Consider the following 14884-nt stretch of genomic DNA (forward strand, 5'->3'; position numbering starts at 1 on the left):
CGATCATCACTCTTTTATTGCTATTTATATTCGTCCCAACTTTTGATTTGTATATCATCGATACTCAAACTGCAAAATGCCTGAATAAATGCCGATGCCAATCGAGCATTTGTAATAAGCGGGATATTAAAGTCAATGGCGGCTCGGCGTATCTTATATCCGTTATCCAACTCTTTTTGAGTTAGATTCTTGGGAATATTGACTACCAAATCGATTTGTTTATTGTGCAACATTTCTAATGCCTGGGGCTCACGGTCACTTTCACTGGGCCAGTATACTTTCACCGCAGGAATACCGTTATCGGTAAGGAATTGATGAGTCCCTCCTGTTGCAAATAAATTATATCCCTTTTGATGCAATAATTGCGCAGCTTCAAGCATATCGGCTTTCTGCTTTGTTGTTCCCGTTGAGAGTAAAATATTCTTTTGGGGTATTTGATATCCGACCGAAAGCATAGCCTTTAATACTGCTTCACTCGTATCAAGCCCTATACAACCGACTTCGCCGGTCGAAGCCATATCCACACCCAATACAGGGTCGGCCTTCTGTAACCGGGAGAACGAGAATTGAGATGCTTTAATCCCGACATAGTCTAAATCAAATTCGTTTTTATTCGGTTTTTCCACAGGAAGCCCCATCATTACTTTGGTAGCTAACTCGATAAAATTAATTTTCAATACTTTCGATACAAAAGGGAAACTCCGAGAAGCTCTCAGGTTACACTCGATGACCTTGATATCGTTGTTCTTGGCTAAAAATTGAATATTGAAAGGCCCCGATATGTTAAGCGCCTGAGCAATCTGTCCGGCAACCTTCTTGATACGCCGCATAGTCTCGACATACAATTTTTGAGGTGGAAATTGTATGGTCGCATCACCAGAGTGAACACCGGCAAACTCAATATGCTCGGATATGGCATAAATCAGGACTTCACCATTACGGGCAACAGCGTCCATTTCTATTTCTTTGGCATTCTGAATAAATTCACTCACAACGACAGGGTGTTTTTTAGAAACATTAGCTGCCAGTTGTAGGAACTGCTCCAACTCCGTATTGTTCGAACAAACATTCATTGCCGCACCGGAAAGCACATAAGAGGGGCGAACCAACACCGGATAACCGACTTCTTTCACGAAATCGTAAATATCTGACAACGAGGTCAGTTCTCTCCAACGGGGTTGGTCTATACCTAACGAGTCGAGCATAGAAGAGAACTTGTGACGGTCTTCTGCATTATCAATACTTTTGGCTGTCGTCCCCAATATATTAACATGCTGCTCGTCAAGGCGGGTAGCCAAATTGTTCGGTATTTGACCTCCGGTCGAAAGAATAACCCCATGAGGATTTTCCAATTCGAGAATATCCATTACCCGTTCAAAGGTCAATTCATCGAAATAGAGTCGGTCACACATATCGTAATCTGTCGAAACAGTCTCGGGATTGTAGTTTATCATTACACTCCGATAGCCCTCTTTTCGTATTGTGTTCAACGCTTGGACTCCACACCAATCGAATTCCACCGAGGAACCTATACGGTAAGCGCCAGATCCCAATACGACAATAGATTTTTTGTCTCCGAGATATTTCACATCGTTGGCAATACCGCTATAAGTCAAATAAAGGTAATTGGTTTGAGCCGGATACTCGGCTGCCAACGTGTCGATCTGTTTTACAACAGGAACAATCCCCAATGATTTACGATATTCACGCACCCATTGCATATGGCAATCTTCCATTTTATCTTTCCAAATGGCTCGTGCTATTTGGAAATCGGAGAACCCTTGTATCTTCGCCCGACGTATCAATTCCGCCCCGGCCTTTTTATCACTTTTGATTTGTGTGACCGATTCATCGAGAGTCTCCAACTCCTGAGCTGTACGAACAATGTTCATTAATTTTTGCAGGAACCAGCGATCTATTTTCGTTAATTCATGTATTTGATCGACGGAATACCCTGCACGCATGGCTTTGCTGATCACGAATATCCGCTTATCCGTCGGTTCATGCAATGCCTTGTCGATATCAGGAATAACCAAATCTTTATTTTCAACGAATCCATGCATTCCTTGACCAATCATACGGAGTCCTTTTTGAATGGCTTCCTCGAATGTTCTGCCGATAGCCATCACTTCTCCGACCGATTTCATACTTGATCCGAGCTCCCTGTCTACACCTTGAAATTTTCCCAAGTCCCAACGAGGAATTTTACATACGATATAATCAAGAGCTGGTTCAAAGAAAGCACTGGTCTCTTTGGTGACCGAGTTTTTCAAATCGAACAACCCGTATCCCAATCCCAATTTTGCTGCAACGAAAGCCAAAGGATATCCGGTAGCCTTAGAAGCCAAAGCAGACGAACGACTTAGCCGTGCATTCACTTCGATGACCCGATAGTCTTCCGATTTAGGATCGAACGCATATTGTACGTTACATTCTCCGACAATACCGATATGGCGTATAATCCGTATGGCTAATTCGCGCAATTTATGATATTCGCTATTAGTTAATGTCTGAGAAGGCGCTACAACGATACTTTCGCCCGTATGAATCCCCAACGGGTCGAAATTTTCCATATTACATACTGTAATACAGTTGTCGTAACGATCTCGAACGACTTCATATTCTATTTCTTTCCACCCTTTCAGCGATTTCTCCACCAGTATTTGTGGGGAAAAGGAAAGCGCTTTTTCTGCTTTTACACGCAATTCTTCCTCGTTATCGCAGAAACCGCTGCCCAATCCTCCTAATGCATAGGCCGCTCTGATAATAATAGGATAACCTAGCTCGGAAGCTGCCTTCGCTGCATCTTCTATTGAATTGACAGCCTCGCTTTTAATGGTTTTAACATCAATCTCATCTAACTTTTTAACGAAAAGTTCCCGGTCTTCGGTATCCATAATCGCTTGAACCGGAGTTCCCAAAACTTGTACGTTATACTTTTCTAATATTCCAGATTGATAGAGTTGAACACCGCAGTTGAGAGCTGTTTGTCCCCCGAAAGCTAGAAGTATTCCTTCGGGTTTTTCTTTTTGAATGACACGTTCTACAAAATAGGGGGTAACCGGCAGAAAATAAATTTTATCTGCCACTCCTTCCGAAGTTTGTACCGTCGCAATATTGGGATTAATAAGAATAGTCGTGATACCCTCTTCTTTGAGCGCTTTCAATGCCTGTGACCCAGAATAGTCAAATTCACCCGCTTCACCTATTTTCAAGGCTCCGGAGCCCAACAATAATACTTTTTTGATTTTCTTTATTTCAGCTTGATTCATAAGGCTTTTTATTTCCGGATTACAACATATTTACAAACTCATCAAATAAAAACTCCGTGTCGGTTGGCCCGCTAGCCGCTTCCGGGTGGAATTGCGCCGAGAAATAAGGCTTCGATTTGTGCCGTATTCCTTCATTCGTGCCATCGTTCATATTGATAAACAACGGTTCCCAATCGGATCCAAGTGTCGAATTATCGACTGCAAAACCATGATTCTGAGAGGTGATAAAACACCTGTTCGTCCCGACTTGCCGCACGGGTTGATTGTGACTTCGATGACCGTATTTAAGTTTATAGGTGCGAGCACCTCCGGCTTTCGATAAAAGCTGATTCCCCATGCATATTCCAAATATTGGTTTGGTCCCATTCATGGCTTTACGAATATGTTCTACCGTAACATCGCACATATCAGGATCCCCTGGGCCATTAGAGATAAACAGCCCATCATATTCAATCGTATTGAAATCATAGTTCCACGGCACTCGAATGACTGTAACATCTCTTTTGAGTAGGCAGCGAATAATATTGTGTTTTACGCCGCAATCTACCAATACTACTTTTTTATTACCGTTACCATATCGAATTACTTCCTTACAACTGACTTTGGCGACCAAATTAGTTAAATTAGGATCGACGAAATCAATATCTTCACCATCTTCGAAAACAATTTTCCCTTTCATGGAACCATGCTCTCTCAATAGTTTGGTTAACTCTCGAGTATCGATATCGTAAATTCCTACGATTTTTTCTTCTTTCAACCAATCGGCAAGGCTTTTATCAGCATTCCAATGACTGTATTCAAACGAATAGTCCGATACGACCAACGCTTCGACATGGATTTTTTCCGATTCATAAAATCGAGACAATCCATTTTCCTCTTCACGACGAGGTACGCCATAATTCCCGATGAGCGGATAAGTAGTAACTAAAATTTGACCGGAGTAGGAGGGGTCTGTCAAACTTTCGGGATAACCCATCATAGCCGTATTAAAGACAACCTCGCCAGCAACAGGTTTTTCGTAGCCAAATGATTTCCCCTCGAATACGGTTCCATCATCAAGGATTAGAGAAGCCTTTCTTTTTGTTTGCATTACGATAGAATTATATTTTGTATTAGTAATTAGCTCGAATAAATATTGTGGATTTCTATCGTGAAAACCATGCAAAGGTAATGAAAAAATCCCTATTCTTCCGATTTTATAAACATATTGTAAAAATAAATTTTTGTTATGCTATTATTCTGCAATAATATACAGATAGTTGTTTATATTATCGAAATATATTTATACAATATTTATATTTATATTTTATTATCATATTTATCAAAACGACTATTTTTGTCTCAAAATAACTACAATTAGTTCTTAAAAGCTAAATTGTAGTATCAAAAAGAATACTCTTATGAGATTCACAAAAATGCAGGGTGCAGGTAATGATTATATTTATCTGAATGGTTTCGAGAAATTACCGGCAGATTTAAGTGCATTATCTCGACGAATGAGTGACAGGCACTTCGGCATTGGAGCCGATGGGATAGTCGTTATTATGCCCTCAGATCATTGTGATTTTCGAATGAGAATGTTCAATGCAGATGGTACAGAAGCAGAAATGTGTGGAAACGCCTCTCGGTGTATAGGAAAATATGTCTATGACAAAGGACTGACTTCCAAAACCCTATTGACTCTTGAAACGCTGGCTGGAATTAAGCACCTGATTTTAGATGTAAAAAATGGAACCGTAAATAGGGTTTCTGTCGATATGGGAAATCCTATCCTATCTGCCCCGAAAATTCCTGTAAATACATCTTTGAGTGAAATTATATCTTATCCGTTAGAGATAGAGAATAATACATTCAATATAACTTGTGTTTCGATGGGAAACCCTCACACCGTCATTTTTCTCAATGAGATGGAGCGATACGACTTACATCATATAGGAACGCTCATAGAACACCATGAACTGTTTCCTAAAAGAACCAATGTCGAGTTTGTAGAAATTTTATCTCCCGACCATTTAAAAATGAGAGTTTGGGAGCGTGGAACGGGCGAAACCCTCGCTTGTGGAACCGGAGCTTGTGCTTCGTTAGTCGCTGCTGTCCTAAATGGAAAGGCTAATAGAAAAGCTGTATTACACTTGTTAGGTGGAAATCTGGATATTGAGTGGAATGAAAAGAATGATAGAGTTTATATGACAGGAGAGGCCGTTACGGTTTTTGAAGGAGAATGGAACAATAATATATAGGAAAAATGGCATTAATCAATGAAAATTTCTTAAAGTTGCCCGAAAGCTATCTCTTCTCCGATATAAAAAAGAAGGTCGAAGCATTCAAGCATCTTCACCCCGACGCTAATATTATCAGTTTGGGCATAGGCGATGTAACGCGCCCGATTGCACCGGTTGTAATAGAAGCCCTGCATGCTGCCGTTGATGAAATGGGCGATTCGAAAACATTCAGGGGGTACGGACCGGAACAAGGGTACGACTTCTTACAGAAAAAAATTATTGAAAACGATTATATACATCGGGGAGTCGACTTAGCCCCCGACGAAATTTTTATTAGCGACGGAGCCAAAAGCGATATCGGAAACATCGGGGACATTCTGAGTATGCAAAATAGGGTGGCCGTAACCGATCCCGTTTATCCGGTATATATAGATACCAACGTGATGGGAGGTCGAGCCGGAAATATAGCGAAAGACGGACAGCACTGGGATAATATCATTTATATACCTTGCACATCTGAGAACAATTTTATTCCTGAACCTCCTTCGGTACGTCCCGACATTATATATCTGTGTTATCCCAATAATCCAACAGGAACCACGCTGTCAAAAAACGAATTGGAAAAATGGGTAAACTATGCTCTTGAAAATGAAACACTCATATTATTTGACTCTGCTTATGAAGCTTATATTCATGACGAGGGCATACCGCACAGCATCTATGAAGTAAAAGATGCCAAACGAGTGGCCATAGAATTTCGAAGTTTCTCAAAAACGGCCGGATTCACAGGCCTACGATGTGGATATACAGTTGTCCCGAAAGAATTAAAATTGTACGACACTTCTAAAAAGAAAGTAAATATCAACCGTTTATGGAATAGACGCCAAACTACGAAATTCAATGGGACATCGTATATCGTACAGCGGGCTGCCGAAGCGACTTACAGTCCGGTCGGTAAAATACAAATACAAGAATCTATCGACTATTATATGCGTAATGCCGGCCTTTTGAAAGATTGTCTTCAAAAGGCCGGATTACAGATTTATGGTGGAGATAATGCCCCATATATTTGGGTAAAGACTCCTAATGAATTATCTTCGTGGAAATTTTTCGATCGATTGCTTTATGAATGTCATATAGTAGGCACTCCCGGAGTGGGATTCGGCCCGTCGGGGGAGGGATATTTCCGATTAACGGCTTTTGGCAGATATGAAGATACGATAGAATCGATTTCACGAATTCAAAATTGGAAGTTGTAACGAAAAGAAAAATATCAAACCAATCTAATAAGTTCAATTATGTCAATGCTAAGATTTAAGGTAGCAAAGGAAGCATTCAGCCGGAAAGCAGTTCCCGTTAATGAACCCAAAGAACGGCCTTCTGAATATTTCGGGAAATATGTCTTCAACCGGGAAAAGATGTTTAAATACTTACCTAAAAAGACGTACGAAGCAGTTATAGAAGCGATAGACAACAGTACCCCATTGAGTAGAGAGGTGGCAGATAGTGTCGCTGCCGGTATGAGGAAATGGGCCCTTGAAATGGGGGCTACCCACTATACACATTGGTTTCACCCGCTTACAGACGGTACGGCTGAAAAGCACGACTCCTTTATCGAGCATGACGGGAAAGGCGGAGTAGTCGAGGAGTTCTCGGGAAAATTGTTAATTCAACAAGAACCCGATGCTTCGAGTTTTCCGAATGGCGGTATTCGCAATACTTTCGAAGCTCGGGGATATTCGGCATGGGATATATCTTCTCCTGCATTCATTCTCGATAAAACATTGTGTATTCCTACCATATTTATATCCTATACGGGGGAATCTCTCGATTATAAAACACCGCTATTAAAAGCATTGAATAGCGTAAACAAAGCGGCAACGGCCGTATGTGGATATTTCGATAAAAATGTAAAGCACGTCTATTCCTATTTGGGTTGGGAACAGGAATATTTTTTGGTCGATGAAAGTTTGTATGCGGCTCGTCCCGATTTGGTACTTACCGGTCGAACTCTCATGGGACACGAAAGTGCCAAAAATCAACAATTGGAAGATCACTATTTCGGGGCTATACCTTCACGAGTAGAAGCTTTCATGCAAGACCTCGAAATCGAGTGTCACATGTTGGGTATCCCGGTTAAAACTTGTCATAATGAAGTTGCGCCCAATCAATTTGAAGTTGCCCCTATTTTTGAAGAGACCAATTTGGCCAACGATCACAATTTGTTGTTGATGTCGGTAATGAGAGAAGTTGCCCGTCGGCACAATTTCAGAGTCCTTCTCCACGAAAAACCATTCAAAGGAGTTAACGGATCGGGGAAACATAATAACTGGTCGTTGGGGACAGATACCGGCGTATTACTTTTTGCTCCGGGGAAAACCCAGAAAGAGAATTTACAATTTATCACATTTATAGTTAATGTGATGGCCGCCGTTTATAAATATAACGGATTATTGAAAGCAAGTATATCGTCTGCGACTAATGGACATCGTTTAGGGGCCAATGAAGCGCCACCGGCTATTATTTCCATTTTCATGGGAAAACAGATCAGCGAGGTTTTAGAAAAGTTGGCAGAAAGTACATCAGATGACGTTTTGAACATGAGCGGTAAGTCGGGATTAAAATTAGATGTCGCTCAAATACCTGAAATTCTAATGGATAACACCGACCGTAACAGAACTTCGCCCTTTGCTTTCACAGGCAATCGTTTTGAATTCCGAGCCGTCGGCTCTTCGGCGAATTGCGCTTCGGCAATGATCGCATTAAATGCGGCGGTAGCCTATCAATTGCAAGACTTTAAGAAAAAAGTTGATGCTCTTATTGCCAACGGTAAAGAGAAAACCCAAGCCATACTTTCGGTTGTAAAAGATTTAATAACAGAAAGTAAAGATATTTGTTTCGATGGAAACGGATATAGCGAAGAGTGGAAGGAGGAAGCCAAGCGCCGAGGTTTGGATTGCGAGACCAGTGTCCCTTTAATTTTCGACAGCTATTTAAAAGACGATGTGGTGAAAATGTTTGAACAAACACATGTCTTTACGCAAGTCGAGCTACAAGCACGCAATGAAGTAAAATGGGAAATATATACAAAGAAAATACAGATAGAAGCCCGTGTATTAGGCGATTTGGCTATCAATCATATTGTTCCGGTGGCAACTCGTTACCAATCTCTTTTACTGGATAATGTATTCAAAATAAAGAGTCTCTTCCCGGCTGAAAAAAGCGAATTGATAGCCACTCAGGATATGGAGGTCATCGAGAAAATAGCATTCCATTTGCTGACTATAAAGGAAAAAGTACATGCGATGGTCGAGGCTCGTAAGGTTGCGAATAAAATTGAAAACGAACGAGAGAAAGCCATTGCCTATCACGATACGGTTGCCCCGCAACTCGATGACATTCGTTATCATATAGATAAACTCGAATTGATGGTCGACAATGAAATGTGGCCGTTACCGAAGTATAGAGAACTACTTTTCATTCGTTGATTTTCGGGACAGTAAAATTTGAATATTATAAAATGAGCTATAACAGAAAAATAAAAATATCGGGTTATGGCTCATTTTTGTTTCTTGATTATTGATAGAACATTATATGACAGAAATTATTAAGCATGAGTGCGGTATAGCAATGGTGCGATTGTTAAAACCGCTCTCTTATTATCAAAAAAAGTACGGTTCATATTTATATGGGTTGAACAAGTTGTATCTTTTGATGGAAAAACAGCATAATCGGGGACAGGAAGGAGCCGGTTTAGCGTGCGTAAAGTTACATGCTCGCCCAGCCGAGGAGTTTATTTACCGTGAACGTGCCATCGGAACAAGTGCAATTCAAGAAATTTTCGCAAACATAAAGGACCAAATCAAGAACACTCCTCACGATACGGCAGATGCCGACTGGGCAGCCCTACATTTACCGTTTGCCGGTGAGGTTTATATGGGGCACTTACGTTATAGTACGACAGGACGTTCAGGCTTATCTTACGTACACCCTTTTTTGAGAAGAGGAAATTGGCGATCGAGAAATTTGTTACTGTGCGGTAACTTTAATATGACTAATGTAGATGAGATTTTTAATAGTATTGTCGCACAGGGGCAACACCCGCGTAGCTACGCCGATACTTTTGTCTTGCTGGAACAAGTCGGACATGCTCTCGACATGGAGAATCAAAAGCTCTATGACCGATATAAGAAAGAAGGATTGGACGACATCGCAATAACAAAATCGATCGAGGAAAATCTTAATATTGCCGATATTCTCAAAAAGCCGGCTCGAATTTGGGATGGGGGATACGTGATTTGTGGAATGACGGGCAGTGGCGATATGTTTTCATTCCGCGACCCGCATGGCATACGACCGGCGTTTTATTATGCCGATGACGAGATTGTCGTCGTCGCATCTGAACGTCCGGTGATACAAACTACAATGAATCTATCCGTGGAGCAAGTCAAAGAGTTACAGCCGGGAGAATGTTTGGTGGTAAACCGTAGGGGAAACATACACACAGAACAAATCCTGCCACCTCGAAATTACAGCGCCTGCTCATTCGAACGTATCTATTTTTCAAGAGGGAGCGATATCGATATTTATAAAGAACGGAAAGAATTAGGTCGATATTTGACTTCTCAAATATTGGAAAGCATTGATTATGACTTGGAGCATACTGTATTCTCATTTATTCCGAATACGGCCGAGGTCGCTTTTTATGGTATGCTCGAAGGACTGAATAATTATTTGAGCGAGCAAAAATTCTATATGTTGCGCAATGCTACTGCTCCATTAAACGACAGTGAGTTAAAACATATACTTTCACTCAAAGTGCGTTCTGAGAAAGTCGCCATCAAGGATATAAAACTACGGACTTTCATCGCCGAGGGAGATACAAGAGACGATTTGGCTGCACATGTATACGATATTACTTATGGAACAGTACAAGCGGACATCGATAATTTGGTTATTATAGATGACAGTATTGTTCGCGGCACGACATTAAAACAAAGTATTATAAAAATATTGGACCGATTGCATCCCAAAAAGATAATCATCGTGTCGTCTTCTCCCCAAGTTAGATTTCCAGATTGTTACGGCATCGATATGTCCCGAATGGGAGAATTTATCGCTTTCAAAGCGGCAATAGAATTACTGAACGACAGGGGAATGCAGCATATCATTGAAGATGTATACAACAAATCCAAAGCACAGCAAAATTTCCCCAAAGAACAGATAACCAACTATGTAAAAGAAATTTATGCACCTTTTACCCAAAAGGAAATATCGAAGAAAATAGCACGAATGTTAACTTCGGAAGATATTACTTCACAAGTGGAAATCATCTATCAAACATTAGAAGGGTTGCATCAAGCTATTCCTAACCACCCGGGTGACTGGTATTTTTCAGGAAACTATCCTACTCCCGGAGGAAACAGATTAGTCAATAATGCTTTTATAAATTTCGTTGAGGGAATAGACAACAAACGACAGTTATAAATAGATTCAGACAAACGGAAATAAAGCAGGATAAAATAGAAAATTATCCTGCTTTATTCCACAGTGTGCAAAAATATGTTATTATTTATACGGATTATAAATAATATACACAGAAAATAGAATAGAAATCGGAACAAATTACGAAATTTGCAATCGAAATTAACACGATAAAATTTTTAGTATGCGATTGTCCGATTTGCAAACAGGAGATAAAGCTGTTGTTGTTAAGGTATTAGGCTATGGAGCATTTCGAAAACGAATTATCGAGATGGGGTTCGTTCGGGGACAAACGGTGCTTGTCGAATTGAATGCTCCATTGAAAGATCCTATTAAATATAAAATAATGGACTATGAAATCTCTCTAAGACGCAGTGAGGCTTCATTAGTCGAAGTTATTACTCCCGAAGAAGCGAATCAACTCGAAAATCGACAGGGAGAAAAAAACAAACTAAATGTAGAAAGTTGGAAAACCGAGGAAGACGACTGTATAGAGAGAGCGCTTACCCAAAGTAGTAAAACAATAAATATAGCTTTGGTCGGAAATCCCAACTGTGGAAAAACATCTTTATTCAACGTTGCCTCCGGTGCACATGAGCATGTGGGCAATTATAGCGGCGTTACGGTCGATGCCAAAAAGGGATTTTTCGAATATAAAGGTTATCACTTCAACATATGCGATTTACCGGGTACATACTCTCTTTCGGCCTATTCTCCGGAAGAGCTATATGTTCGCCGTTATTTAAAAAATGAAATTCCCGATGTTATTGTCAATGTAGTCGTAGCTTCCAATTTGGAAAGGAATCTATATTTGACCACAGAATTAATAGATATGGATTACCGCATGGTGATTGCTCTGAATATGTTTGATGAATTGGAGCAAAGCGGTGGAAAAATCGACTATAAGCATTTGGGAAATATGATTGGAGTTCCTATTGTGCCCACCGTATCACGTTCTGGAAAAGGTGTAAATCAACTATTCGATACCATTATCGAGGTATATGAAGGCCGTGATGAGTCGGTTCGTCATGTTCATGTCGGTTTAGGGAAAGTAATCGAAAACAGTATTACCCCTCTAAAAGACTTATTAAAAAAAGACCCTACTTGTAACCGGGAGTTCTCACCTCGATATTTAGCGATTAAGATACTCGAAGGAGATACGGAAGTCAAGCGAATGCTGGAAGGTTCCGAGTCCTATCCCGAATTGATGAATATCCGCAATGCAGAAGTCGAGAAAATAGAAACAACGCTTAATGAAGACATAGAGTCGGCTATTGCCAATGAAAAGTATGGATTCATATCGGGAGCTTTGGCGGAAACATATAGACCGGGAGATAAAGAGGAAGCGAAAACGACTCGTATTATAGACTCTTTCGTCACAAATAAACTATTCGGATTTCCTATATTTATTTTCTTGATGTGGCTGATGTTCGAGGCGACCTTTTCCATCGGGGCATATCCTATGGAGTGGATCGAAAATGGAGTCGCATGGTTATCCGAAATTATAGGTAATTATATGCCTTCTGGACCATTAAAAGATCTATTGATCGATGGTATTCTCGGAGGAGTAGGAGGGGTAATAGTTTTTCTACCTAACATTTTAATACTCTATCTGTTTATTTCGTTCATGGAAGACTCAGGATATATGGCTCGGGCCGCTTTTATCATGGATAAAATCATGCACAAAATAGGGTTGCACGGAAAATCTTTTATTCCTCTTGTTATGGGATTCGGGTGTAATGTGCCAGCCATTATGGCGACCCGGACTATCGAGAGTCGTAGCAGTCGATTGATAACCATTCTTATAAACCCATTTATCTCGTGTAGTGCCAGAATACCTATTTACATTTTGTTGGTAGGTACTTTTTTCCCTCAATACGCTAGTCTGGTATTTATAGGACTGTATTTATTCGGAATTATTGTTGCGGTTATTACGGCCAAATTGATGCGCCGTTTCTTCTTTAAAGTAGATGAAACACCCTTCGTCATGGAATTACCACCATATCGTATGCCGACAGCGAAAGCTACTTTTCGCCACATGTGGAATAAAGCCGAACAATATCTACGCAAAATGGGTGGGGTTATATTAGTTGCCTCTGTCATCGTGTGGTTTTTAAGTTACTATCCACGTCCCAAAGCCTCTTATGAAAGAGAACTTACTCCTCATGAGCAAATGGAACAACAAAGCAATTCTTATTTAGGGAAAATAGGCCAAGCTGTTACCCCCCTTGTGGAACCACTGGGCTTTAATTGGAAAGTAACGACTTCTTTACTTTCTGGGACAGCAGCCAAAGAATTGGTGGTAAGCACACTCGGTGTATTATATTCCGAAAGCGATGCCGACGAAACCATATCTTTGTCTCAAAAAATATCACAGCCGAATCCTGTTACGGGAGTTCCCGATTTCACACCGTTAGTAGCGCTTTCCTTTATGGTATTTGTATTACTGTACTTCCCGTGTATCGCCTCTGTCATTGCGGTAGCCAAAGAAGCGGGAAGTTGGAAATGGGGGGCATTTACGGTGTTATACAATACAGGAGTAGCTTGGATCGTTTCATTCTTAGTCTATCAAATAGGACTACTAATTATTTAGTATGGATAAACAAACATTTTTGTCGTCTTATGAAAAAGACGGATATCAGGTCATTGATTCATTTATATATGACGATATAAAAACATTTTTAGAGAGAAACAAACCTCGTAAAAATCATATAATTTGGATCGTTTTCATAAGCGGGTTCTTCATACTGTTTTTTATAGGATTCGCTATGGGAAAACTATGGTCCGATTCGTTATCTTTCTCACAATTCGGGATACAGATATTGAAATGTGTCGTATTTTCTATTCTGGGTTGTGCTCTGATAATTCCGGTACATGAATTTATTCATTGGATTGCATACAAAAAAGAGGGAGCTAATGATGTACGTTTTGGAGCCATCTGGAAGTCATTTGTGTTTTATGCAGCCGCACATAATTTTGCGACCGATTATAAAACTTTTCGACGAATAGCTCTCGCACCCTTTTATATCCTATCGGTATTATTGATACTATTACTTTTGTCACCAGTACCTTTATGGGGAAAAATCTCGATCGCCGCAATATTATTGTTTCACATCGTTTCTTGTTCTGGAGATTTATCTATGTTATCTTATATGAAGCGATACAAACGCCGTAATGTTATTACCGTCGATGATATCGATAACCGTTTTACTTATTTTATGGAAAAATAAATTATGAATTCAACGATTCAATCTTTAATAGTAGGTGTTATCCTCTTAATAGTTGTATTTTATGTTATACATAAGATATTCAAGATGGTACGAAATCGTAAGTCGCCAACATCTGCTTGTTGCGGGTGTAACAAGCCTTGCAAGGTCGAAAAAATAGATAAGAAAAGATAGAAAAAAAATAAGCTCGAATATTGGAAAATAGAAAAATATAATATACCTTTGCACTCGCAATCACTCAAAAGAATAAGGGTTCCTTGGCCGAGTGGTTAGGCACCGGTCTGCAAAACCGTTTACGGCAGTTCGATTCTGCCAGGAACCTCTAAAAAGCTCACTGCAAGTGAGCTTTTTTATTTTTTAATCAATCCCAAAAACGCCAAGCGAATCGTTTCATATCTACATATCCCTTTGGTGTAAACGATATTCCTTCTCGGGATAATAGTTCTTTCTGCTCAATCCAGTCGGGGACAAGTCGTCCTTGACAATTAACGACCCGATGACAAGGGATATTCAGGTTTTTAGGAACAAGTTTTAATGCTCGTCCTACCAAACGGGCATGCTGGGGATACCCCATTAAAACAGCGATACTTTTAAATGTTATCACTGTTCCTGATGGAACTTGACTAACTATGTTATATACTTGTTCGTAAAAATCGTCGGGAACACAAGACATAAGCGT

The 14884-nt window shown here is 40.2% G+C and carries 10 protein-coding genes and 1 tRNA gene; 8 read left to right on the forward strand and 3 right to left on the reverse strand.

All coding sequences use genetic code 11. From position 1 onward, the window contains the following. Window positions 1-20: 20 nt before the first annotated feature. Entirely contained in the window at window positions 21-3272 is a 3252-nt protein-coding gene (gene carB / locus NBH06_RS03280) for a carbamoyl-phosphate synthase (glutamine-hydrolyzing) large subunit (RefSeq protein WP_195331344.1), read from the reverse strand. A 19-nt stretch (window positions 3273-3291) separates the two neighbouring features. Next, window positions 3292-4362, reverse strand: coding sequence for a glutamine-hydrolyzing carbamoyl-phosphate synthase small subunit (gene carA / locus NBH06_RS03285; RefSeq protein ID WP_008862070.1), 1071 nt, complete (start codon window positions 4360-4362; stop codon window positions 3292-3294). A gap of 310 nt (window positions 4363-4672) precedes the next feature. On the opposite strand from carA, the gene dapF reads away from it, so the two are divergent. The 8 genes from dapF to NBH06_RS03320 all read left to right on the forward strand — a co-directional run bounded on the left by dapF (window position 4673) and on the right by NBH06_RS03320 (window position 14527). Further along, window positions 4673-5512, forward strand: coding sequence for a diaminopimelate epimerase (gene dapF / locus NBH06_RS03290; protein WP_250792777.1), 840 nt, complete (start codon window positions 4673-4675; stop codon window positions 5510-5512). A 5-nt stretch (window positions 5513-5517) separates the two neighbouring features. After that, window positions 5518-6753, forward strand: coding sequence for an LL-diaminopimelate aminotransferase (locus NBH06_RS03295; RefSeq protein WP_008862067.1), 1236 nt, complete (start codon window positions 5518-5520; stop codon window positions 6751-6753). Window positions 6754-6792: 39 nt separating this feature from the next. Next, a complete protein-coding gene (locus tag NBH06_RS03300; protein WP_046415462.1) occupies window positions 6793-8982 on the forward strand; it encodes a glutamine synthetase III family protein in 2190 nt (729 codons plus the stop codon). A gap of 106 nt (window positions 8983-9088) precedes the next feature. Beyond that, on the forward strand, window positions 9089-10981 hold the full coding sequence (locus tag NBH06_RS03305; protein ID WP_008862065.1) for an amidophosphoribosyltransferase: 1893 nt from the start codon (window positions 9089-9091) through the stop codon (window positions 10979-10981). Window positions 10982-11162: 181 nt separating this feature from the next. Then, complete coding sequence (feoB, locus tag NBH06_RS03310; protein ID WP_008862064.1) at window positions 11163-13571, forward strand: ferrous iron transport protein B; 2409 nt, start codon at window positions 11163-11165, stop codon at window positions 13569-13571. A 175-nt stretch (window positions 13572-13746) separates the two neighbouring features. Further along, complete coding sequence (locus NBH06_RS03315; protein WP_157260357.1) at window positions 13747-14208, forward strand: DUF3267 domain-containing protein; 462 nt, start codon at window positions 13747-13749, stop codon at window positions 14206-14208. 3 nt (window positions 14209-14211) lie between these two features. Further along, on the forward strand, window positions 14212-14379 hold the full coding sequence (locus NBH06_RS13585) for a FeoB-associated Cys-rich membrane protein (RefSeq protein ID WP_083855854.1): 168 nt from the start codon (window positions 14212-14214) through the stop codon (window positions 14377-14379). Window positions 14380-14456: 77 nt separating this feature from the next. Beyond that, window positions 14457-14527, forward strand: a tRNA-Cys gene (locus NBH06_RS03320). Between the two features lie 39 nt (window positions 14528-14566). Here NBH06_RS03320 and NBH06_RS03325 read toward each other — a convergent pair. Continuing rightward, a complete protein-coding gene (locus NBH06_RS03325) occupies window positions 14567-14878 on the reverse strand; it encodes an MGMT family protein (RefSeq protein WP_008862062.1) in 312 nt (103 codons plus the stop codon). Between the last annotated feature and the right edge of the window lie 6 nt (window positions 14879-14884).

The sequence above is a fragment of the Barnesiella sp. B2-R-119 genome, from assembly GCF_023656675.1.
In the GTDB taxonomy this organism is placed as follows: domain Bacteria; phylum Bacteroidota; class Bacteroidia; order Bacteroidales; family Barnesiellaceae; genus Barnesiella; species Barnesiella intestinihominis.